This window comes from Psychrobacillus vulpis (genome assembly GCF_006861825.1).
Taxonomy (GTDB): domain Bacteria; phylum Bacillota; class Bacilli; order Bacillales_A; family Planococcaceae; genus Psychrobacillus; species Psychrobacillus vulpis.
This window is the reverse complement of sequence record NZ_VDGI01000010.1, coordinates 26,713-48,602: the sequence shown is the minus strand read 5'-3', so window position 1 is coordinate 48,602 and position 21,890 is coordinate 26,713. Positions and strand designations below refer to the sequence as shown.

Sequence of the window (21,890 nt, the reverse complement as noted above, 5' to 3'; positions counted from 1 at the left end):
TATTATTCTTATCCATTATATTCTAAAACGTTTGTATTTTCAAAATTTCAACAGGTTAATCTGCTCCAGCTCCGCCGCCACCACCATCGCTACCTCCTCCAGCTCCTCCGCTAGAAGATCCTCCCCACGAGGCTCCTCCATCAGATGAAGCAGCTTTAGTCCATTTCCATGACTGAGTGACATAGTCAATTGGATCCGTTGATGTTAATAACAAGGCAGCAAGAGGAGCCGATACATCTTGCACAGAAGATTTTATTTTATTTTTTCTACCAAGTAGGTACGATCTGATAACCCATTTTTCTTGATCGTTATCACTTAAATGAACAGGTATTCCTGATTTAACGCTACTTCTAAATGAACGTATTGCATCCTTTGCACGAACTGCATTCATGGATAATATGTTTCTTGGAAGTACTATATATAAAACCGTGACCATGAATAACAAATTCACTAAAATATCGACTAATTTATTATTAACTAGAGGAGTTGTTGCAAAGTACATAATAATAATATATATACTAAAAAATATATTTGGACGTTTTTTTACCCATAATACTAGTAGAAACAATAATGTTAGACCTAATACAAATCCAATTCCCCAACCGCTTTGTAAGTCTGCATAATAGGAAAAAGCTGTCATTGTAGATAATATGATTGTTGCCAGGCTTAGTATTATGAAGGGAAGCATACGATTAAAAGTTCCCGCTTCCTCTAAATCTCTTTCTACTAACCGATGCCATTTCATCTGCTTCTTTTTAAAGTCTTTTACTCTTCCATGAAAATAACTGGACGTCTTGCTATTTCTAGCAGCACCAGCAGCGTCATGTAAATGAAATGCCCATTTTCTGGAGTTACTCCTTGTTGTAAAAAGCCAATCAATCATCTGTTTCTCAAAATCAGAAGTTGCTAATGCTCCTTTAACCAATCGAAAATCCAGTGTTTCCTTTGGTGCATGAGAATCTTCTTTGAAACGCAGTGCTGCTTTTGTCTTCCTTACAGTCGCAGCCCCTTTTTCTACCATCGAAAATAACCCCGCCAAAAATGTTTTAGTATTTGGCTTACCAGCTCGATCAACAAAGTATAAATATAAAATATCTGTATTCATTACATCCTCTTTTGAACCTTTTCTCCAAAAATGCCTTTGTGGTAATAAAAAAAGAATAATGACGACTATAAGTATACCTTGCGTAACTTTTGGGATAATTACAAGAAGCTTATCTAAATAAGAAATACGCTTTTCCATTTCTTTCTGTTTTTGCTTTTCATTTTCTAATGCTTGTTGTAAAGGAATTGGAGCAATCGTTCTTTTCATATTAGTCATCATGGAAGATGGAAAGAAAAAGCTTGTCTTTGTTTCGGTGTATGCTTCCGAAATTGGTGTCTTAAATCTAATTCCGTACTGTGACCTTTCAGTTTTCATTGCATTTCTATCAAATAGCACACCATCAAAATTAGTTGGATCCGTTGTGCTTGGAAGAATAAAATCAATTATCACATTATTAATGTTCTGATCATGTGCATCCACATTCTCAAAATAGGTTACTTTCAATTCACTATAAGAATCATATGCTTTTATACTATTTTTTAATGTATATACATATAAAAATGAAACTTGTTGATTCTCTTTATTTATTTTAGTTCGAAAAACTCCATTCTCTTTAGATACTTTTAATTGTTTGAGCGTAGCATCATCTATAAAACCAGGCTCTGGTTTTAATTGAGATAGTTCATAAGCATAGAAGTTTATTACATTATTATCGTGTATTTTAGGGAAGGATCGGCTGAGATTATTAAATTCCCCGTCAAAATTATAAGTAAATACTTCATTAACTAAAAGATCTCCATTTGGTTGAATCCATGATTTAATATGTACCGAATCGATTGAATAGGACTTTGCCTCTGCAATCCCACTAAAGGAAAAAGTCATAAGTAATAATACAATTATGGCAACCATCTTTTTCATTGGCAACACCTCCAAAAAATACTTATAATTCTAGTAATTTTTACGGTTTGCGTTTGATTTGGTTTCATAGAAATTATTTAATAACCACTTTTCTGGCGTTCATAATTTGTTTCATTTTTTTGTATGTATGCCTGTAACACCTCTTCACCGCTAAAGCCCAAGTTCTTAGCGATTGCTCCATACAGCACCCACATTTTTTCATAATTATTTCTAGTTGGAGATTTCAAAAATGATATTATTGCTTCATTTGTTAAAAGAAAAAGATCCGTTAACTCAGCCTCTATATTTTCGATAGGCCAACTTTCTAGATCAGTAAATCCTTTCTCAATTCCAAGTGAAAGTAAGAAATGGATCGAGTCCACATACTCCTCAAGTATTACATATTGCCCTGATGGGCCTTTCTCACTCCAAAATTTAAAACATCTTGTTTCATTGGCTAGTTCTGCTAATTCTACAAGTAAAGCCAGCCCTTTTTTCGAAAATACATCTTCCTTCACCTGTTTATTTGATTGAATATATTCGTCTAATGCCTGCTGCATCGTAAAAAGTTTTTCTAAATTCATTATTTCCTCCAAAAATTTTAATTTATTTTGAAACCAAACTACCTTCTCTATCGTATAGCAGTTACTATGTATTTTACAAGGAGGACATTTGTTATGATCCATTTACTTCGATTGCTAATAATTGTCATTATAATATATGCTTTTTATAAAATTCTTCGTTATTTATTTGATCCTAAGCGAAAACTGGACGAGGCATACGAAAAAGAACAGTATTATTTTTATGATGATATAAAAAATGTCCGAAAAAACTTTTTCATTACGTATAAAGGTGCCCTATTTGAAGGAGAAAAATATTTAGGTACTACAGATCAAGCATTTGAAGTAGTGTCTATTTTCGTGTGGACAAAGGATTCTTCAAAGCTGCAAGGCTTTACAAAAGGTGATTTCCGTTTTCTACAAAACGAAATTAAAATGAATTACCCATCAGCCAAAATCAACTGGAAGAGTCCAATAGAGCAATTAATGAAAGATGAATAATGATAAAAACCAACAGCTCATATGATAAAAGAGTTGTTGGTTTTTACTATCCAAAATATTAAAAAAGCATATAAAACTAATAGCATTAGGAACCCAACACGAAAATTTGTATGCTTTGTTTTATGCCGAAACATTTGCATTCCTACATAAGCACCAATACCACCACCAAATATGGCTAGCATCCACAAGGTTCTCTCTCGAACTCTCTTTCCATGTTTTTTAGCTTGTGATTTATCATAGCCCATTACTACAAAAGCAATAAAAGACATGATAAATATAAAGAAAAGGATTATTTCTGTCATCATATAACTCCTAGTACAAAAAAGACTGATAGAGCTTCTATCAGTCTTTTTGTGAATTATTATTTATTGATAGCTTTTTTTGCTGCATCTGCAAGTTGTGTAAATGCTGCTGCATCAGTTACAGCTAGATCAGCTAACATTTTACGGTTAACTTCGATTTCAGCTAATTTTAATCCGTGCATTAAACGGCTGTAAGAAAGTCCGTTCATACGAGCTGCCGCATTGATACGTGTAATCCATAATTTACGGAAATCACGTTTCTTTTGACGACGGTCACGGTATGCATACATTAAAGATTTCATAACCTGTTGGTTTGCTACTTTATATAGTGTATGTTTTGAACCGTAATAACCTTTAGCTAATTTTAATACTCTTTTACGACGCTTGCGCGTCACTGTTCCGCCTTTTACGCGTGGCATAGTTCATTACCTCCTGCTATTCTTTCGAATGATTGAATTTCTCTTATTATTTCATGTAAGTAAGTAAAGTTTTGATACGTTTGTAATCGCCTGAAGAAGCTACTTTAGTTTTACGTAGTTTACGTTTAGCTTTAGTAGATTTGTTAGCGAATAAGTGGCTTCCAAAAGCACGGTCATGTTTTAATTTACCTGTACCCGTTTTTTTGAAACGTTTCGCAGCTCCACGGTGAGTTTTCATTTTCGGCATGTCGAATTCCTCCTAAACAATTGTACTCTATTACTGTTTTTCGTTCTTTGGTGCAAGCACTAAGAACATGCTACGGCCATCCATTTTCGGTTTTGACTCGATTGTGGATACTTCCGTACAAGCTTCAGCAAAACGATCTAATACTCGTTGACCAATCTCTTTATGAGTAATGGCACGACCTTTAAAACGAATAGATGCTTTCACTTTATCTCCTTTTTCAAGGAACTTGATCGCATTTTTCAATTTCGTTTGGAAATCATGTTCATCGATTGTTGGGCTCAAACGAACCTCTTTCATTACGATGATTTTTTGATTTTTACGAACTTCACGATCTTTCTTTTGCTGCTCAAATTTGAATTTACCATAGTCCATGATACGAGCGACCGGCGGCTTGGCTTGAGGAGCCACAAGGACAAGATCCAAATTTACACGACCTGCAATTTCAAGAGCTTCATTACGTGTTTTTAAACCAAGCTGATCACCATTTTGATCTATAACTCGTAGTTCGCGTGCTCGAATGCCATCGTTTACATACATGTCTTTGCTAATAACAATCCACCTCCAAATAGTGTCGCGAATACATGGTTTGGGCATAAATTCCGAATTAACGAATTACTTACGCCGATTCGATCCAACAAAAAAGCGGACAGACATAAGATTTATGTCTGCCCGCCGATATGAGACATGTAGCAACCTACATGTTACAGTCGATCGTGTGCTTACCAGTCAACAACATAATGTGTCAAACAGGTGAGAAGCGGGCAGCCTCTTCTTATACCACAAACTTGTATTCAATAACCTTAATAACTATACCATGACACATATACTGTGTCAACAATATTTTTTGATTTAGAATTTAAAGGCTACAGAAGCTTCCACTTTTCTTTTTAATGTTGTACTTCTTGTTGAATACGTACTAAAAATTCTTCAAATGGAATACTTTCTGATTGTTGTTCACCGTATTTACGTACGTTAACATTACCTGCTTCTAATTCCTTATCTCCAAGAACAAGCATGTATGGAATCTTTTGCATTTGTGCTTCACGGATTTTATAACCAAGTTTTTCTTCGCGGTCATCCATTTCTACACGTAAACCAGCGGCAACTAATTTTCCTTCAATTTGTTTAGCATAATCGAAGTGCACTTCATTGGAAACTGGAATAATTTCTACTTGAACTGGTGCTAACCAAGTTGGGAATGCACCTTTGTATTCTTCGATTAAGAATGCAACAAATCGCTCCATTGTAGAAACAACACCACGGTGGATTACAACTGGACGATGCGGTTTACCATCTTCCCCAACATAAGTTAAATCGAAACGTTCTGGTAACAAGAAGTCAAGTTGAACAGTTGATAACGTTTCTTCTTTACCAATAGCAGTTTTAACTTGAACGTCTAATTTCGGTCCGTAGAACGCTGCTTCGCCTTCCGCTTCAAAATAATCTAATCCAAGCTCATCCATTGCTTCTTTTAACATATTTTGTGCTTTTTCCCACATTGCATCATCATCGAAATATTTCTCTGTATCTTGTGGATCACGGTAAGATAGACGGAATGAATAGTCTTTTAAGTCAAAATCTTTATAGACAGAAATGATTAGCTCCACTACTTTTTGGAATTCAGTCTTAATTTGGTCAGGACGCACGAAAAGGTGAGCATCGTTCAAAGTCATTCCACGTACACGTTGTAATCCTGAAACAGCACCAGACATTTCATAACGATGCATTGTACCTAGCTCAGCGATACGTAGCGGCAGATTACGGTAAGAATGCATACCATTTTTGAAAATCATCATATGATGTGGACAGTTCATCGGACGCAATACTAATGTTTCGTTATCCATTTCCATCGGAGGGAACATAGAATCTTGATAGTGTTCCCAGTGACCAGATGTTTCATAAAGATCTTTAGATCCAAGTACAGGTGTATACACATGTTTATAGCCAAGTTTAAGCTCTTTATCTACGATATATCGTTCGATTACTCGACGAATTGTTGCACCGTTTGGTAACCAAAGTGGCAAACCTTGACCCACTTTTTGAGAGTTCATGAACAAATCTAGTTCTTTCCCAATTTTACGATGGTCACGTTCTTTTGCCTCTTCTAGCATTTGTAGATGATGTGCAAGATCTTCTTTTTTGAAGAATGCAGTACCGTATATACGTTGAAGCATTTTATTGTCGCTGTTTCCACGCCAATATGCTCCTGCAATACTTAACAATTTAAATTCTTTTAATTTACCAGTTGATGGTACATGGACACCACGGCAAAGATCGAAAAAATCACCTTGCTCGTAAATAGATACTTGCTCGTCTTCTGGAATTGCTTCTAATAGCTCTAATTTATATTCATCATCTATTGCTTTGAATTTTTCAAATGCTGCTTGTCGAGAGACATCATGTCTAATAATTTCAATGTTTTCATTGATAATTTTTTTCATCTCTTTTTCGATTGTCGCTAAATCGTCTGCAGTAATTGGTTCTGGGGAATCGATATCATAATAGAATCCATTTTCAATAACCGGACCAATACCAAGTTTCACGTCTTTAAATAGACGTTTTACTGCTTGTGCTAGTAAATGTGCTGAACTGTGACGTAAAATTTCTAATGCTTCTTCTGATTCTGGTGTAATAATTGCGATATCTCCATCTTTTGTTATTGGAGTTTTTAGATCGATCAATTGTCCACTTAATTTACCAGCCAATGCTTTTTTGCGTAACCCAGGGCTAATTGATTGAGCAATTTCTTCTGTTGTTGTAGAAATTGGAAATTCCTTTTCTGCTCCATCTGGAAATTTTAACTTAATAACATCTGACATTTTGAACACTCCTTTTATAATTAGAAAAGCGCAGGGTACCTAGAAATTAGGTACAAACTAAGTAGAACAACACTAACATTTTTTTGTAAAAACAATAAAAAAACCCCGTCCCTAAAAAGGGACGAGGTTCAATCGTGGTTCCACCCTTCTTCTGTCTATCCATACAAATAATAGACGAAGCTCTGCATCGGCTAACGGGCCGGTGACCGGTAGTTGCTAAATGAATTCACAGCTACTGCTCCGAGGTGGTAAATCGATTGCCGATACTTAAGAAGCTTACAGCCAAGGCTTCTCTCTCTAAAAAGTCGTACAAACTGATTGTTGTCCTCTTCAACGCATCAAATATACTTATGGAAGAAAGTATACTAGTGAGTAAAAAAAATTGCAAGCATTTTTTGCTCACCCTTATTGCAATACTCCATCTTTAATTGGGGTACCTAGCATATCGCAAGGTCTACCAATCTTGACAATTCTACCTTTATCAATTTTCACTATTCTGTCTGCTAAAGCATGAGCATCATTTTCATCATGTGTTACGAAAATAGATGTGATATTAGCTTTCTTTAATATATCACGTAAATCTTTTCGAATTTTATACTGTAATTCTGCATCCAAATTTGAAAAAGGTTCATCTAGAAGTAGAAGATTTGGCTTTGGCGCAAGTGCTCGCGCAATCGCAACTCGTTGCTGTTGACCACCACTCAATTGATACGGGTACCTATTTTCAAAGCCTGTTAATTCTACTAATTCTAAAACTTCCTTCAATCTTTTTTTCTTTTCATCTTTACTTAATTTAAATAAGCCAAACTTAATATTCTCAATTACTGTCATATGAGGGAACAGGGCATAATCTTGAAAAACTAAACCAATCCCACGCTTTTCCGGATGAACAAAAATATTATGATTAAATAATATATTATCAGCTATCTTAAATGTTCCTTTAGTTGGCAATTCTAATCCTGCTAAAATACGTAAAATGGAGCTTTTGCCACTACCACTTCTTCCTAATATCGAAATCACTTCACCTTTATCAATAGTCATACTAAACCCATCAATTGCATTTTCTTTCGAGTTAGAATAAGAAAAGCATACATTTTCAATTGCTATAAACATCTTATCTTGGCTCCTTTTCAAGTAAATAATGAAACACAAAAATGGCAATTGCACTTATCGTAATAATGAAAAGAGAAGCTTGTGAAGCTGCCATGACTCTTTCATCACTTGCGTACTGAAAAGCTTTTGTTGCAAGTGTATCAAAATTAAACGGACGCAATATTAAAGTTAATGGAATTTCTTTCATAATATCTATAAAAACAAGGATAAATCCACTTATTATGGCACCTTTCATCATTGGAAGATCCACTTTGACAAATGTTTTTATCAAACCTGCCCCAAGCATACGAGATGCATGACTAAAATCGACACCAATTTTATCATAACCAGATTCTATTGCATTGTAACCAATAGCAAAAAATCTAATGATATAAGCAGTAATTAACATTACTATACTCACACTTAAAACAAGCTTTGAATCTATTCCCATAGCTGAATAAAGAGGAGAGAGAAAACGATCTAATGCAATAAATGAAGTAACTACTGCAACAGCAATAACTGCACCAGGAATCGAATAACCAAGCACAGTAACCTTAGGAAGTAATTTTACATATTTCCCTTTGACTATGCGACTGAAGTTCCCTACAATAAGCGCACAAAAAATAATTATCGTTGCACTAATTCCAGCTACAAGTACTGAATTTTTTATATGGAGAAAAAATTCATCGATTGGAATTTTTCCAAAAGTTAATATAAACCAACTCACTAACTGAGCAACTGGAATTAAAAATGCGAAACAAAAAATGACTGAAACATAGGAAGTTGCAAATAAGGCTTTCAAACCAACCAACTTAATTAATGGCAATGGCTTCACTTTGGTCGAAGCGAAACTAAACTGTTTTTTTCCTCTAAGTAGTTTCTCGAAAACTAAAATTAATATAACAAATCCCATTAATGAAGCAGACAATTTAATGGACGTTTCTATGTCACCAAACCCAAACCACGTTTGGAATATTGCCGTACTAAATGTTTGAATACCAAAATATTTAACTACACCATAATCATTCAATACTTCAAGAACAACTAAACTTGACCCTCCAATGATTGCGACTCTTGAGATCGGTATTACTATTTGAAAGAATATTTGCCAAGGTCCTTTCCCAAGAATTTTAGCACTTTCGATCAATGAAGCAGATTGATTGGATAAAAAAATGCGCGTAATCGTATAAACATAAGGATACAAAAACAGCGTATAAATAAATATTGCACCAGGAATATTCATAATATCAAAAAAAGAAGGGTTAACTGCTATATCAAATTCATTGCGTAGGGTCTTTTGAATTACACCAGTATAGTTTACTATACCGTGATATGTATATGCTCCAATAAATGGAGGTATGGCTAAGGGCAAAATTAGCGCCCACTTTAAAAAGTTTCGTAAAGGAAATTGATATTGTGCAATAAGCCAAGCAAGACTTAATCCTATTACGATACTAAAAAAAGCTGTAAAAACTACTAATAAAACAGATGTTTGTATGTAATCTTGTAAAACAAAGTTTTTCAAATGATCCCAATTTTCATTAGAGGGAACAAAAACTCCCTTCAAAATTGTAAGATTGGGTAGAAACAATAAAATAATTATGAAACATGCTGAAATAGTCCAACTATTTACATTTAGCATAAGCCTCTTCATCGAAGAAAACACCTCAGTTTATAATAGCAAGAAACCCCTTGCCGAAATTATCAGCAAGGGAGTACTCTTAATTACTTCCAACCAACCTCGTTGAAAATCATAATAGATTTAGCGTTATTGTCACCTAAAACAGAAAGCGGAATATCTTGTTCTTTAAAATCTCCCCAAGACTTTAGAAGTTCTGAAGGTTCAACATCAACGTTTACAGGATATTCAAAGTTTGCAGTTGCAAATGTTTCTTGTGCTTCTGGAGCAGATAAAAACTCAAGAAGCTTAATAGCATTTTCTTTATTTTTAGAATGCTTTACAATTCCTGCTCCACTAATATTAACATGTGTTCCTGTAGTTTCTTGGTTCGGGAAGTAAACACCTAATCCTTCCGCAACTTTTACTTCTTCAGGATCTTCCGAATTTAGCATTTGGCCGTAATAGTAAGTATTCATTATAGCAACATCACCAATACCTGCAGCAATCGCTTTTGCTTGGTCGCGATCTCCCCCTTCAGGGTTACGTGCTAAATTATTAACAATTCCAGCTGCCCATTCTTTTGCTTTTTCTTCCCCATTAATGTCGATAAAGGAAGCAAGTAAAGATTGGTTATATACATTTTCTGAAGAACGAATTAGCACACGGCCTTTCCATTTGTCTTCCGTTAAAGCTTCATATGTAGATAACTCTTCTGGTTTTACTTTGTCTTTATTATATATAATAACACGTGCACGTTTCGTCAAACCATACCACATTTGGTCATTATCTTGAAATTTCTTAGGAATTTGTTTGTCTAATAGCTCACTTGAACCAGCCTGAAGAACCCCATCTTCTTTTGCACGATACAAACGACCAACATCTGCTGTGTAAAGAAGATCTGCTTGAGTTGCATCACCTTCACGTTTAATGCGCTCTAATAACTCATCCGCTTCGCCTTTAATTACATTTACTTTAATACCAGTTTCTTTTTCAAATTTAGCGTATAGCTCATCATCCACATCATAATGGCGACTTGTATATAAATTAACTTCTTTACTTTCAGTAACCGTTTCCTCTTTTTCTGTAGTACTAGACTTCTTTGCAGGATCGCTTGACTCATTTCCACAAGCTGCTAGGATAAGAAGCAAGCTTATCACAAATAAACTAATTATTTTTTTCAATTATTTTCTCTCCTTAATAATTATCGATAATATCACTGAAAACGATTATCAATTTCAATTATAATGGATAATATTTAAAAAGCAATAGTATTTTCAATCAATTATTATATCTGTTATAAATCAAAAAAAGAACGAAGATATATATCTTCGTTCTCTTTTAGGACCTATCCTATTTCATCAGAAAAGATTATTTTTTATTATTCTCTCCAATTCTTTCCGTTAAGTGGTACTGGAATTGTAAGTGCACGAATTCGCTCCATAATACGGCCAGCTTTTACCACTTCTTTTTCTCCACGTTGAGTAATGGATAAATGATGTTCTAATTCGTCATAGTTAAAGTTAGAAGACATAAATGTAGGGAGTTGTTCTGACATTCGGAAATGAAGTATTGTTCCGAGTATTTCATCTCTTGTCCAGCTTGACATTGTTTCTGCCCCAATATCATCGAGCATTAAAACAGGCGCTTTTTTAACAAACTCTATTTTTTCCGCAAGAGATTGGTCTTGAATCGCTTGTTTCATCTCACGTAAAAATTCTGGAACATATACGACTACAGAATGTACATGTCTTGCCGCCAATTCATTGGCTAATGCACCAAGCAAGTAAGATTTTCCAACACCAAACTTACCGTGGATATAGAGCCCTTTTGTAGGCAATGTATTTGTCCGCTCCCATTCTTCTAGAAAGTTTACTGCTGCACGAACCGCGACTACTCTACTGCCATCATTTACATCTACATTAGTAAGATGAGCTTCCATTACCTCTTTTGGCATATGAATACTATCAATCATAGAAGTTACTTTTCTTCGTTCATCCTCAATAATTCCTCGCTTACAACGAACATATTCTAAATCGATTAGATTGCGATCTAACACTAACCTAGGTTCGTAGCCTTTCATATAATTCACACATAATTCTAGTGACTGGCAAGAAGCGCAATTCAGAGACTGTGACTTATATTCATATAACTTACTCAAGCTACGGTCAACTATCTGCTTTGAAATGTCGGTTGCATTATCCTCTAAAAATTTTTGAATACCTGGATTTTCTAATACTTCTCTTTTCATTTCTTCAAGTCTTGAAGAAAATTCTGGTGATTGAACAACTCTTTTTAAAGTTTCATTAATTCGCTCCACTTTTCCCACCTACCTTTTTAATGCATTCAAATCAGCTAACAATTTTTTTCGTTCTTCATCTATATTTTGTATTCCATTACTTTCAATTCCAGACTGTTTCTTTTCTCCATCTTTTTTATAAAACCAATCAGGTACTTTCTCTTCTCTTGTTGGTTTTTTCGCATAGTTCTTCTGCTTAGAACCTTCATTTTTCCATTTAATATACTGTTCATGTTCACTTCTAGCGAGTTCCATTGCTTCTTTCGCTGTTTTTACATCTTTTCTCATCCAGTGAGATGCAATTTTTTCAGCATAGTTTTTTGTTAATTTCATATCCGTTCGCAATAAGACATATTGGAGTAGAACATTTACAACTCCTATTGGCATATTATAATGAGTTACTAAATGGTTCGCTAACTGAACATCCGCTAAAATCGGTTCTTTTCCATTCGCTATATCTTTTAAAACTGCAGCAGGGGGAGTCGTTTCCAGATAATGAATAAGCTCCTCTTCTTTCGTCAATGGCATTTTATTGATAGCAGTAGTTTTTTTAACCTTAGCGACATTTTGAATGACAGGAGCCTTTTTCGAAACTGTTAGTTTATAATAATCTGCGCATGCTTTTTTTAATCTTGCCTCCGAAAGATGTAGTTCATCATCTAAGGCCAGAATGACTACTTTTTGCATTTCAACTGGATGTAAATTATATAAAAAAGCAAGTTTTGCAATTACTTCCTTTGCTTCAATCGTCATCGCTGATTTTGGAACAAGTTGCTCAGATAATCCTTCCTGCAATAAAGAAAAGTCAAATTCCTCATAATAAAAAGGAAGTGATGAATTTCTTTGTTTAGATTCGAATTCATCTTCATAAGAAACAGAATGACCTGTTTTAGTAGATGGTTTAAAAACATCTACAAATGTACGGGAGACATCTTTAAATCCATCGTTCCAATTCGCCGTCTGGATGAAACGGGTGCGTAACTGTTTATATGCATTTTCACCTATTTTATTTAACAAAAACATCGACAATAAAGGGTCCTTAAGAAATGCATCTGCATCTAATGGGGCTGAAAGCTCGTAATAAAAAATTCGTCCATCACTTTCAGACTTTTGCCATGTACGAAGTAATCCAATCGCTTCCAACGCAATTCTTGCTTGAAAAACTTTGCTAATGGAAACACCTAATACATTCATAAGCTGATAATGTGGCCATTGTTCGTCGTTTTTTGACTCTCCCTCTGCCCACAATGTTAAATACAAACTAATGCATTCTGCCCCAACTAATGGTTGATAAAATAATGTTAATAATTGACGATCATAGTCTGAAAAAGAATATGGCAATCGAATCATATACATGTCAGCTGGTTGTAGCTCCTTATATAACATCGTCAATTGCACCTACTCTCCTTTTATATCTGATAAGATAAAAATTTACTTCAGACGCCATCTGCGCAAGCTTGGAACAAAAAGGCATCTACCACTTTTCTTATAAAGATGGATTCTTCTTTAAAATTTCTTTAAGTTCTTCTATAAAAACATTTAAATCTTTAAATTGACGGTATACGGAAGCAAATCTTACATAAGCAACTTCATCAACCTGTGACAGTTTGTCCATTACCTTTTCTCCGACTTCTTCAGACTTCACTTCGGAATTTCCGGTTCTTCTTAGCTCTTTTTCAATAGAAAATACAATATCCTCTAATTGATCTAATGCAACCGGTCTTTTTTCACATGCACGTATTAATCCTCTCAATACCTTTTCACGACTAAACTCTTCACGAGAGCCGTCCTTTTTTACAACAATTAATGGAGTTTCCTCTACTTTTTCGAATGTAGTAAATCGAAATCCACAATCCTCACATTCTCTTCTTCTTCTAATTGCCTTATTGTCATCAACTGGACGTGAATCGACAACTTTTGTGCCATTATACTGACAAGCTGGGCATCTCATATTTACCTCTCCTAATTCCTTACGATAATTTGTATATTCATTATAACAATATTCTTCAATAAAATCGAAAAAGCAGAGGAATCGCTTCCTCTGCTAACTCATTCGGCTTAAGTCTATTACGCTTGAACTGTCATGCGTGACTTAGGAACATTAACTGGACCCATACCACGAGGCATTTCAATCGTTTCGCGTATTCCAGCATTAAGAGCATCTGCAATATAATTAGCTGCGATTGATGGATCTAAATCACCACATGTATATACATCAATGCTCGCATAACCATGCTCTGGAAAGCTGTGAATCGTTAAATGTGATTCAGATATAATAACGACTCCACTTACACCTTGTGGCGCAAACTTGTGAAATGCAACTTCTCTGACTTCTGCTCCAGATTTAAGTGCAGCATCAACAAATGTTTGCTCAATAAATGGCATATCGTTAAGTTTGTCGAAATCGCATTCCCATAGTTCTGCAATAATGTGACGTCCCATTGTTTCCAATGTCCGTTTCCCCCTTTGATAATATTTTAGGTAAAAAAGAATAATCAAAGTTGACTACCACGGGGGAAAGTTAGTCCAAAGAGGTCCTAACCCTTTAAGTAGTCCATGTACTCGAAGTACACGATTCTCATTATATGATGTTTTAGTTAATTATGCAACAAATAATAAATCCTCTTTCAAAAAAAATTTGAAAGAGGATATAAAATTAAAGGCTAGAAGCTACTTTTTTCGTTAAATCAACAACTCGAGCAGAATAACCCCACTCATTATCATACCAAGCGAGTACTTTAACTTTACGGTCACCAATTACCATTGTTGTTAATCCATCTACAGTGGAAGAAAATGTAGTTGTATTAAAATCAATGGAAACAAGTGGTTCTTTTGTAAATCCTAGAATTCCTTTCATAGATCCTTCAGATGCTTTAATAAATGCAGCATTTACTTCATCTACCGTTACATCTTTCTGCAAATCTACTACTAAATCTACTAAAGAAACATTCGGTGTTGGAACTCGAAGTGCCATTCCGTGAATTTTACCTTGTAATTCAGGAAGAACTAGCGTTAGCGCTTTTGCAGCTCCTGTAGAAGTTGGAATAATAGATTGTCCGCAAGAACGAGCACGTCTTAAATCTTTATGCGGATTGTCTAAATTGTTTTGATCATTCGTATATGCATGGACAGTTGTCATTAATCCATTTTCAATTCCAAAAGTGTCATTTAACACTTTTGCAACTGGTGCTAAACAGTTTGTAGTACAGCTAGCATTAGAAATAATATGATGATTAGTTAAATCTAATTTATCGTCATTTACACCAATTACGATAGTTGCATCTTCATTTTTTGCAGGAGCAGTGATAATTACTTTTTTAGCCCCAGCGGTAAGGTGAAGTGCTGCTTTTTCACCATCGTTAAATTGCCCTGTAGATTCGATTACTATGTCAACATTCAATTCTTTCCAAGGTAAATTCGCTGGATCACGATCATTAACGATTTGAACACGTTTGCCATTTACAATTAAAGCTTCATTTTCAACTTGGACTTCTCCAGGGAAAATGCCATGTGTGGAATCATATTTAATTAAATGTGCTAGTGTTTCCAATGGATATCTAGCATTAATTGCAACTACATTTACATCATCTTGTAAAATTATTTGGCGGAATACCATTCTTCCAATTCGTCCAAACCCATTTATTGCTATTGAAGCTGTCATGTAAAAAAGTCCTCCCGTAACTGTGTGATACTTTATATTTTATAACCTGGCATTAGTATAACACATTTTAGAAATCATGTAGCCCTTATACAAAAATCCGCAAATTTCTTTTTTTTCAGATTACTCACTTTTCCAAATAGCTAATATTTTCTTTAGTTGTTCCTCTGTAGATTGTATTGTGCCATTATTATAAATAACTGCATCTGCACCTTGTTCTTTAATAGAAAGCGGCAATTGTGATTGAATTCTTGCCTTTGCTTCATCCAACGTAAAATTGTTACGAGCCATCAATCTTGCAAGCTGAGTTTCTTCTGTCACAGTAACGACCAAAATTTTATTTACGTAAGATTGAAGCTTGCTTTCAAACAATAATGGAATATCCATTACAATTGTTTTATGTCCTTCTGTTAATAATTCTTCCTTTTGTCGCAGCATCTCTTCCCGGATTGCTGGATGTATTATGTCATTTAATTGCTTTCGTTTATGTGGACTATTGAATATGATATCTCCTAATTTTTCACGATTTAGTGAGCCATCTTCTGAAATAATCTCTTCTCCAAATACTTCCTTTATTGTTTCTAGCGTTTTCGTTCCTTTTTCCACTACAATGCGGGCAACTACATCCGCATCAATAATTGGATATCCTAAATTCTTTAACATATTGGAAACCGTACTTTTCCCACTTGCTATACTTCCAGTTAACCCTATAATCATTTGTAACCTCCATTACCTCTGGCATGATCCGCAATAAGTAGAAGTTCTTCCACCAATTGTTTTCTGTACCGTTTTTGCATGGCAAACAGGACATTCTTTTTTGCCGTACATTTGTAATCTGTTTTGCATATTCCCTGATTCACCATTTATTTTGCGATAATCAGAAATGCTACTTCCTCCATTTTCAATACTATCTAAAAGTACAATGACGATTTCATGGAATAACTGTATTTTTCTTTCCTTGCTAATCCTTTTTACTTTGCGATTTGGGTGAATTCTCATTCGAAATAACGCTTCTGTTGCATATATATTGCCACATCCAGAAACAACATGTCCGTCCATAATGAATTCTTTAATTGGTTTATTTTCATATTTAGGGAGAGTACTCATTTCTAAGTAATGATCTAGTGCATTCAAGTCAAACGGCTCTGGGGCCATTAATAACAAAGGCGGATAATCTTCTTCCTTTTTTAACAATCGAAGCTCTCCAAAACGGCGAATGTCTGCATAAACAAGCATACCACCTTCTTCAAAATAGAAGATGATATGCGTATGACGCTTGAATTTTTCTTCAATAATTTCATGTAAGCCTCTTACATAGAACCAAGCTCCTGACATTCCGAGGTGGGAAACAAGTAAATACGGGATGCCATCTTTTATTACATGAAAGTAAATATATTTAGATCTTCTTTCAATCTGTTTGATTGTCATTCGAGGCATTGACTCACAAAAGCTTTGTACATCAGTCCCTTTTAAAACTGCTTCTTTCCCATTTGCTTTAGATGTCATTATTGTTTCCGATACCTCTACCGATTGTATTGTTTTACCAGTAACAATTGGTTTTAATGATCGAACAAGTCCTTCTACTTCTGGTAATTCAGGCATTACAAAAACTCCTTACTTCGTATCATACCAAGATGGACCATAAGCATACTCCACTTTTAAAGGAACTATTAGCTTAATAGCTGATTCCATTACTTCTGGTACAATTTTTTCTAAACGCTCTATTTCTTCCTTTGGTGCCTCAAAAATTAATTCATCGTGTACTTGTAATAACATTTTGGCTTGCATTTTTTCTTCTTCTAATCGCTTCGCCATATCAATCATTGCTTTTTTTATAATATCCGCTGCGCTTCCTTGGATAGGTGTATTCATAGCTGTTCGCTCTGCAAAACTACGTAAATTAAAATTAGAGCTCGTTATTTCAGGTAAATACCTTCTTCTTTTTAAGATTGTTGTTACATATCCTTTTTGTTTTGCTTCACGAACGATATCATCCATATATCCCTTTACACCAGGGAAACTATTCAAATACTGTTCTATAAACGTTGCTGCTTCTTTTCTTGTTATATTTAAGTTTTGTGATAAACCATAATCACTAATACCATATACGATTCCAAAGTTAACTGCTTTAGCAGCTCTTCGCATATCAGAGGTCACATCTTCTTTTTCTACGTGGAATACATCCATCGCTGTTTTCGTGTGAATATCCATATCATGATTGAATGCTTCGACAAGTTTTTCATCCTCGCACATATGAGCAAGTACTCGAAGCTCAATTTGCGAATAATCAGCAGCAAACATAACCCAATCAGGTTTGGATGGAACGAATGCTTTTCTAATTTTTCTTCCTTCTTCTAAACGAACCGGTATATTTTGAAGGTTAGGATTTATGGAGCTTAATCGCCCTGTAGAAGTCAGGGCCTGTTGATAGCGTGTATGAATTTTTTGGTCATTTTCATGAATTTCTTTCATCAAACCTTCGATATACGTTGATTGAAGCTTCCCTAATTGACGATAGTTTAAAATATGTGAAATAACTTCATGCTCACTCTCAAGCTTCTCAAGTACATCTGCAGCTGTTGAATAGCCTGTTTTCGTTTTTTTCAATGGAGTTAATCCGATTTTTTCAAATAATATGACGCCCAATTGTTTAGGGGAGTTAATATTAAATTCTTCTCCTGCAAGTTCATATATATCTTTTTCTATGGTAAGCAACTTTTGTTCTAAATCTACTCCCATTTCTTTCAAAACTTTTGCTTCTACTTTTACACCTTCCGACTCCATTGTTCCAAGAATCGATGCTAGCGGTAATTCTAATTCTTTATACAACGAATATTGTTCATTTTCATGAAGTTTTTCTTCCAGGGTTGGTTTTAGTTTCCAGACAGCTTGTGCTTTTCTACTTGCATGTTCTCCTAGCTTATCCAACTCAGGAGTCGCCTTTTTAGCACCTTTTCCATATACGTTTTCATCTGTCAGCACATCAAAGTAACCAAATTCTTTCGCCATAGTAGCTACATCTTCGGACGAAATGGAAGGATTCACAATATATGCGGCAAGTAGTAGATCAAAATCAGCTCCATGTAAGCTCACATTATTTTTTTTACTGACAGCTTGAACAGCTTTTGAATCAACTAAGTACTTAACTTTATTTTCATCTTCTAACCATTCACAAAAAGCTTTTGATTGAAAAGCCATGGAGCCAGGAATAAAATATGATTTTTCTCCATCGTATAGAGCAATTCCTAATAGTTCACTTGTATGATATTGCTCACCATACATTTCGAGATGAACTACCATCGTATCTTTAAGAATTGACTGATTTACATTCTCCAAAACTTCAAATTTTATTTCTGTCCTTGTTTGTTCATCTGTTACATATTCCGACTTCTCTAATAGGGTTTTAAATGAAAGTTCTTTCCATACTGACGTAACCTCTTCCATATTTGGACCGCTATATGTCAAATCATCTACAGATACTTCGATTGGTGCATTTGTCTCAATCGTTGCAAGTATTTTACTCATTTTAGCTTGATCTTCGTTTGCAACAAGCTTTTCTTTCAACTTCGCTCCACTAACTGTGTCTAATGCTTGATACAGATTTTCTACAGAACCATGTTCTTTTAATAATTTTATTGCAGTTTTTTCTCCAACTCCAGGAACACCCGGAATATTATCTGAAGCATCCCCCATGAGACCTTTCATATCAATAATTTGAAGAGGGCTTAACCCGTATTTTTCTTCCACATGGGAAGGAGTATATTTTTCAATATCTGTAATACCTTTTCTCGTAATATATACGGTAGTATTTTCTGTTGCAAGCTGTGTTAAGTCTTTATCTCCGGATACTACAATTACTTGTTGACCTTTTTCTTCTGCTTGCTTACATAGCGTTCCGATAATATCATCCGCTTCGAACATTTCTAACTCGTACCTTTTTATCCCATATGCATCTATCAACTTTCGTACATATGGAAATTGTTCGGAAAGCTCTGGTGGAGTTTTTTGTCTTCCCCCTTTATACTCGCCAAAAGTTGAGTGTCTAAAAGTAGTTTTACCAGCATCAAATGCGACTAACATATGAGTTGGATTTTCTTCTTCCATTATTTTTTGAAGCATTAATGTAAAACCATAAACAGCATTTGTATGAATGCCATGTTCATTAGTTAGTAAAGGTAATGCAAAAAATGCTCGATATGCGAGACTATTTCCATCTAATAAAAGAATTTTTTCAGATGACATAAACGTTCACTCCTTATTTTAAATGCGTAAAATACCGCTTAGTTGCGACAAATAAATAAAACCGTCATTCCCTATATCTTACCACGTGAGTAAGAAGAAAGGAAAATGACGGCGCGTATTATTGTAAGTAACCAGACAATAATTTTGCATACGGAGAATCAGATGGAATAATAATCATCGTATCATCTCCAATTGTTTTTTTGTATGATTCAAGTGTCCGGTAAAGAGAATAGAATTCAGGATCTTTTGAAAAACTTTCGTTATAAATTTTCGCAGCTTCCGCTTCTCCTTCTGCCTCAATAATTGCAGCATTCTTTTTAGCACTTGCTAGCATTTCTTTTACTTTACGATCTGTTTCAGCCTCTATGCGTCGTTTATCTGCGTCACCAGTGGACAAAAACTTTTGCGCTATTTTTTGACGTTCTGAAATCATCTCATTATAAACAGATTGTTCATTTTCTTCAGGAAGATCAATACGTTTTATACGAACATCTACTACTTCTATTCCATATTTATCTTTTTGTAAAAGTTCATTTACATGCATCGTAATTTGATCATTTAAGCTACCTCGAGATGAATTCTCATCATTTATTATTTCACTATACTCTAGCTGACCAAGCTCCGAACGTACAACAGAATAAATGAATTCTTCCATACGAGAACTTGCATTCACTAAGCTTCCGGCATTCTTAATCATTTCCTTCGGATTAACAACTCTCCATACAGCGTAATTGTCAATGATAATGCGTCTCTTATCTTTCGTGTTTATTTCTTTTTCAGAAAGTTTATAATTCATTTGATATTTTGGTATTGTCGTCACACTTTGGATGAATGGTATTTTCATATAGATTCCAGGTGTTTCTTTCTCTCCCACAATCTCTCCGAATTGACGGATTATTTTATATTCTCCTTCTTTTACAACATAAACATTTGCGAAGGCTATTACTATAACAATAAATGCTATAAATATAGTAATAAACGATTTATAGTGTTTCTTAAAATCGATTGGTGCTTTTTCTTTTTTAGGTTTGTTTTCAACTGTTTTAAACTTTGCTTCTAAGTTAGAAAAAGGGTTTTTATTTTCCGTCATTGTTTCCATCCCCTTCCTCAGTTTTTGTTTCGTTCGATGAAGTTGCAGGAGGTGGAGTTTGTTTATTTGAATCCATTGTTTGGAGTGGTAAATACTTCATCGTACCACCTTCATCATTCATAATATAAATTTGCGCATTTGGTAACACTGCATCGAGCGTTTCCATAATAAGTCGTTGTCTCGTAATCTCTTTATTATGTTGATATTCCGCATAGAGCTTATTAAAAAGGGCTACATCTCCTTTTGCTTGTTCGATTCGAGCAATTTTATATCCAGTAGCATTGGAAATAATAGCGTCCTTTTCTCCCTCTGCTTCACTCATTTTTTGATTCTCGTATTTACCCGCTTGATTGACTTTTGTATTCTTTGTTTCTTCCGCATCAGTTACAGCAGTAAATGCCGAACGAACTTCAGCATTTGGAAGCTCAACATCTTGTAATTTAACAGACAGAACTGTAATCCCAACATTATATTTCTCTATTAAAGAAGCTAGTAAATCTCTTGTATCTGCTTCAATTTGTGCTTTTCCTGAAGTTAATGCATCATCTATTCTCGAATTTCCTATAACAGAACGAATGGAGGCAGATGTTGCATCATGAAGTAATTCTTGAGGATTTTCCGAATAAAACAAATATGCTTTCGGATCTGTAATCTTCCATTGAACGATTAAATCGGTTAAGACGATATTGTCGTCCCCAGTTATCATTTTGGTGTCTTTATCAAATGAATCCACCTTTCCATCAGGTGTTTGTTTATATCCGAATTTAAGACCGAATGTCTCTTTCGAAAGTTTTTCTACTTTTTGAATTGGCCAAGGCAGTTTAAATTTTAATCCTGATTCTGTAATAGGATCACTTGCTTCACCAAATGTAATCACTATTGCTTGTTCCGATTCATCTACTGTATACCAGGAAGTAAAAACTGCAGATAATAAAATAATTCCAATAAATGAAACTGCAATAATAGAGATTAATCTTTTTGTACTCATATTATTTCCCCTTTCTATGTATATCTCTTTTACGGTCTAACCTCGCATTAAGTTTCAAAAATAAGAAAAACCAAATGAACTTGTTATTTTAGGAACATAGTAGAATATGTTTT

Annotated in this window: 21 protein-coding genes; 1 reads left to right on the top strand and 20 read right to left on the bottom strand. The window is 34.7% G+C overall.

Going from position 1 to position 21,890, the window contains the following annotated elements; genetic code table 11:
* Positions 1-55: 55 nt before the first annotated feature.
* Both FG384_RS10360 and FG384_RS10355 read right to left on the bottom strand, forming a co-directional pair.
* The gene (locus FG384_RS10360) at positions 56-1,963 is read right to left on the bottom strand and encodes a DUF2207 domain-containing protein (RefSeq protein ID WP_142642525.1); all 1,908 of its coding nucleotides are present in this window, start codon (positions 1,961-1,963) and stop codon (positions 56-58) included.
* Between the two features lie 77 nt (positions 1,964-2,040).
* Positions 2,041-2,526: a dUTP diphosphatase gene (locus FG384_RS10355; RefSeq protein WP_142642524.1), complete on the bottom strand. Its 486-nt coding sequence runs from the start codon at positions 2,524-2,526 to the stop codon at positions 2,041-2,043.
* 93 nt (positions 2,527-2,619) lie between these two features.
* Here FG384_RS10355 and FG384_RS10350 point away from each other — a divergent pair, with 93 nt between their 5' ends.
* Positions 2,620-3,003: a sigma-w pathway protein ysdB gene (locus FG384_RS10350; RefSeq protein WP_142642523.1), complete on the top strand. Its 384-nt coding sequence runs from the start codon at positions 2,620-2,622 to the stop codon at positions 3,001-3,003.
* A 17-nt stretch (positions 3,004-3,020) separates the two neighbouring features.
* On the opposite strand, the gene FG384_RS10345 is transcribed toward FG384_RS10350, so the two are convergent.
* The 18 genes from FG384_RS10345 to hflK form a co-directional block, all read right to left on the bottom strand.
* Positions 3,021-3,305, bottom strand: a complete 285-nt coding sequence (locus FG384_RS10345; RefSeq protein ID WP_142642522.1) for a DUF1294 domain-containing protein — start codon at positions 3,303-3,305, stop codon at positions 3,021-3,023.
* Between the two features lie 59 nt (positions 3,306-3,364).
* Positions 3,365-3,724 carry a 50S ribosomal protein L20 gene (rplT, locus tag FG384_RS10340; protein WP_142642521.1) on the bottom strand — a complete coding sequence of 120 codons (360 nt, stop codon included), beginning with the start codon at positions 3,722-3,724 and terminating at the stop codon, positions 3,365-3,367.
* A 46-nt stretch (positions 3,725-3,770) separates the two neighbouring features.
* Positions 3,771-3,971 carry a 50S ribosomal protein L35 gene (rpmI, locus tag FG384_RS10335; protein WP_053588661.1) on the bottom strand — a complete coding sequence of 67 codons (201 nt, stop codon included), beginning with the start codon at positions 3,969-3,971 and terminating at the stop codon, positions 3,771-3,773.
* Positions 3,972-4,001: 30 nt separating this feature from the next.
* Positions 4,002-4,565 (bottom strand): translation initiation factor IF-3, encoded by a 564-nt coding sequence (gene infC, locus FG384_RS10330; RefSeq protein WP_082355151.1) that lies wholly within the window; start codon positions 4,563-4,565, stop codon positions 4,002-4,004.
* 293 nt (positions 4,566-4,858) lie between these two features.
* Positions 4,859-6,790 (bottom strand): threonine--tRNA ligase, encoded by a 1,932-nt coding sequence (thrS, locus tag FG384_RS10325; RefSeq protein ID WP_142642520.1) that lies wholly within the window; start codon positions 6,788-6,790, stop codon positions 4,859-4,861.
* Between the two features lie 405 nt (positions 6,791-7,195).
* Positions 7,196-7,903: an ABC transporter ATP-binding protein gene (locus tag FG384_RS10320; protein WP_142642519.1), complete on the bottom strand. Its 708-nt coding sequence runs from the start codon at positions 7,901-7,903 to the stop codon at positions 7,196-7,198.
* Between the two features lies 1 nt (position 7,904).
* Positions 7,905-9,536 (bottom strand): ABC transporter permease, encoded by a 1,632-nt coding sequence (locus FG384_RS10315; RefSeq protein ID WP_142642518.1) that lies wholly within the window; start codon positions 9,534-9,536, stop codon positions 7,905-7,907.
* A 71-nt stretch (positions 9,537-9,607) separates the two neighbouring features.
* Positions 9,608-10,684, bottom strand: coding sequence for a Fe(3+) ABC transporter substrate-binding protein (locus tag FG384_RS10310; RefSeq protein ID WP_142642517.1), 1,077 nt, complete (start codon positions 10,682-10,684; stop codon positions 9,608-9,610).
* A gap of 197 nt (positions 10,685-10,881) precedes the next feature.
* Positions 10,882-11,820 (bottom strand): primosomal protein DnaI, encoded by a 939-nt coding sequence (gene dnaI, locus FG384_RS10305; RefSeq protein WP_142642516.1) that lies wholly within the window; start codon positions 11,818-11,820, stop codon positions 10,882-10,884.
* 9 nt (positions 11,821-11,829) lie between these two features.
* Positions 11,830-13,185, bottom strand: coding sequence for a replication initiation and membrane attachment family protein (locus tag FG384_RS10300; protein WP_240793399.1), 1,356 nt, complete (start codon positions 13,183-13,185; stop codon positions 11,830-11,832).
* Between the two features lie 100 nt (positions 13,186-13,285).
* The gene (gene nrdR / locus FG384_RS10295; RefSeq protein ID WP_142642514.1) at positions 13,286-13,750 is read right to left on the bottom strand and encodes a transcriptional regulator NrdR; all 465 of its coding nucleotides are present in this window, start codon (positions 13,748-13,750) and stop codon (positions 13,286-13,288) included.
* A gap of 116 nt (positions 13,751-13,866) precedes the next feature.
* Positions 13,867-14,250 (bottom strand): adenosylmethionine decarboxylase, encoded by a 384-nt coding sequence (gene speD / locus FG384_RS10290; protein WP_142642513.1) that lies wholly within the window; start codon positions 14,248-14,250, stop codon positions 13,867-13,869.
* Positions 14,251-14,455: 205 nt separating this feature from the next.
* Entirely contained in the window at positions 14,456-15,460 is a 1,005-nt protein-coding gene (locus FG384_RS10285; protein ID WP_142642512.1) for a glyceraldehyde-3-phosphate dehydrogenase, read from the bottom strand.
* Between the two features lie 120 nt (positions 15,461-15,580).
* The gene (gene coaE, locus FG384_RS10280; RefSeq protein WP_142642511.1) at positions 15,581-16,174 is read right to left on the bottom strand and encodes a dephospho-CoA kinase; all 594 of its coding nucleotides are present in this window, start codon (positions 16,172-16,174) and stop codon (positions 15,581-15,583) included.
* Between the two features lie 12 nt (positions 16,175-16,186).
* Positions 16,187-17,059 (bottom strand): bifunctional DNA-formamidopyrimidine glycosylase/DNA-(apurinic or apyrimidinic site) lyase, encoded by an 873-nt coding sequence (gene mutM, locus FG384_RS10275; protein ID WP_142642510.1) that lies wholly within the window; start codon positions 17,057-17,059, stop codon positions 16,187-16,189.
* Positions 17,060-17,071: 12 nt separating this feature from the next.
* A complete protein-coding gene (gene polA, locus FG384_RS10270) occupies positions 17,072-19,699 on the bottom strand; it encodes a DNA polymerase I (protein ID WP_142642509.1) in 2,628 nt (875 codons plus the stop codon).
* Between the two features lie 118 nt (positions 19,700-19,817).
* Positions 19,818-20,789 (bottom strand): protease modulator HflC, encoded by a 972-nt coding sequence (gene hflC, locus FG384_RS10265; protein WP_142642508.1) that lies wholly within the window; start codon positions 20,787-20,789, stop codon positions 19,818-19,820.
* Positions 20,776-21,777, bottom strand: coding sequence for an FtsH protease activity modulator HflK (gene hflK, locus FG384_RS10260; protein WP_142642507.1), 1,002 nt, complete (start codon positions 21,775-21,777; stop codon positions 20,776-20,778). The genes hflC and hflK overlap by 14 nt, the downstream gene beginning before the upstream one ends.
* Between the last annotated feature and the right edge of the window lie 113 nt (positions 21,778-21,890).

What these genes read in the sequence shown, in the direction of transcription:
- FG384_RS10350 (WP_142642523.1), top strand. Translation starts at nt 2,620, where the DNA reads ATGATCCATTTACTTCGATTGCTAATAATTGTCATTATAATATATGCT.
- polA (WP_142642509.1), bottom strand. Translation starts at nt 19,699, where the DNA reads ATGTCATCTGAAAAAATTCTTTTATTAGATGGAAATAGTCTCGCATAT.
- infC (WP_082355151.1), bottom strand. Translation starts at nt 4,565, where the DNA reads ATGCCCAAACCATGTATTCGCGACACTATTTGGAGGTGGATTGTTATT.
- hflK (WP_142642507.1), bottom strand. Translation starts at nt 21,777, where the DNA reads ATGAGTACAAAAAGATTAATCTCTATTATTGCAGTTTCATTTATTGGA.
- FG384_RS10285 (WP_142642512.1), bottom strand. Translation starts at nt 15,460, where the DNA reads ATGACAGCTTCAATAGCAATAAATGGGTTTGGACGAATTGGAAGAATG.
- rplT (WP_142642521.1), bottom strand. Translation starts at nt 3,724, where the DNA reads ATGCCACGCGTAAAAGGCGGAACAGTGACGCGCAAGCGTCGTAAAAGA.
- FG384_RS10355 (WP_142642524.1), bottom strand. Translation starts at nt 2,526, where the DNA reads ATGAATTTAGAAAAACTTTTTACGATGCAGCAGGCATTAGACGAATAT.
- FG384_RS10315 (WP_142642518.1), bottom strand. Translation starts at nt 9,536, where the DNA reads ATGAAGAGGCTTATGCTAAATGTAAATAGTTGGACTATTTCAGCATGT.
- nrdR (WP_142642514.1), bottom strand. Translation starts at nt 13,750, where the DNA reads ATGAGATGCCCAGCTTGTCAGTATAATGGCACAAAAGTTGTCGATTCA.
- FG384_RS10300 (WP_240793399.1), bottom strand. Translation starts at nt 13,185, where the DNA reads ATGTTATATAAGGAGCTACAACCAGCTGACATGTATATGATTCGATTG.
- hflC (WP_142642508.1), bottom strand. Translation starts at nt 20,789, where the DNA reads ATGACGGAAAATAAAAACCCTTTTTCTAACTTAGAAGCAAAGTTTAAA.
- thrS (WP_142642520.1), bottom strand. Translation starts at nt 6,790, where the DNA reads ATGTCAGATGTTATTAAGTTAAAATTTCCAGATGGAGCAGAAAAGGAA.
- rpmI (WP_053588661.1), bottom strand. Translation starts at nt 3,971, where the DNA reads ATGCCGAAAATGAAAACTCACCGTGGAGCTGCGAAACGTTTCAAAAAA.
- FG384_RS10345 (WP_142642522.1), bottom strand. Translation starts at nt 3,305, where the DNA reads ATGACAGAAATAATCCTTTTCTTTATATTTATCATGTCTTTTATTGCT.
- FG384_RS10360 (WP_142642525.1), bottom strand. Translation starts at nt 1,963, where the DNA reads ATGAAAAAGATGGTTGCCATAATTGTATTATTACTTATGACTTTTTCC.
- mutM (WP_142642510.1), bottom strand. Translation starts at nt 17,059, where the DNA reads ATGCCTGAATTACCAGAAGTAGAAGGACTTGTTCGATCATTAAAACCA.
- coaE (WP_142642511.1), bottom strand. Translation starts at nt 16,174, where the DNA reads ATGATTATAGGGTTAACTGGAAGTATAGCAAGTGGGAAAAGTACGGTT.
- FG384_RS10320 (WP_142642519.1), bottom strand. Translation starts at nt 7,903, where the DNA reads ATGTTTATAGCAATTGAAAATGTATGCTTTTCTTATTCTAACTCGAAA.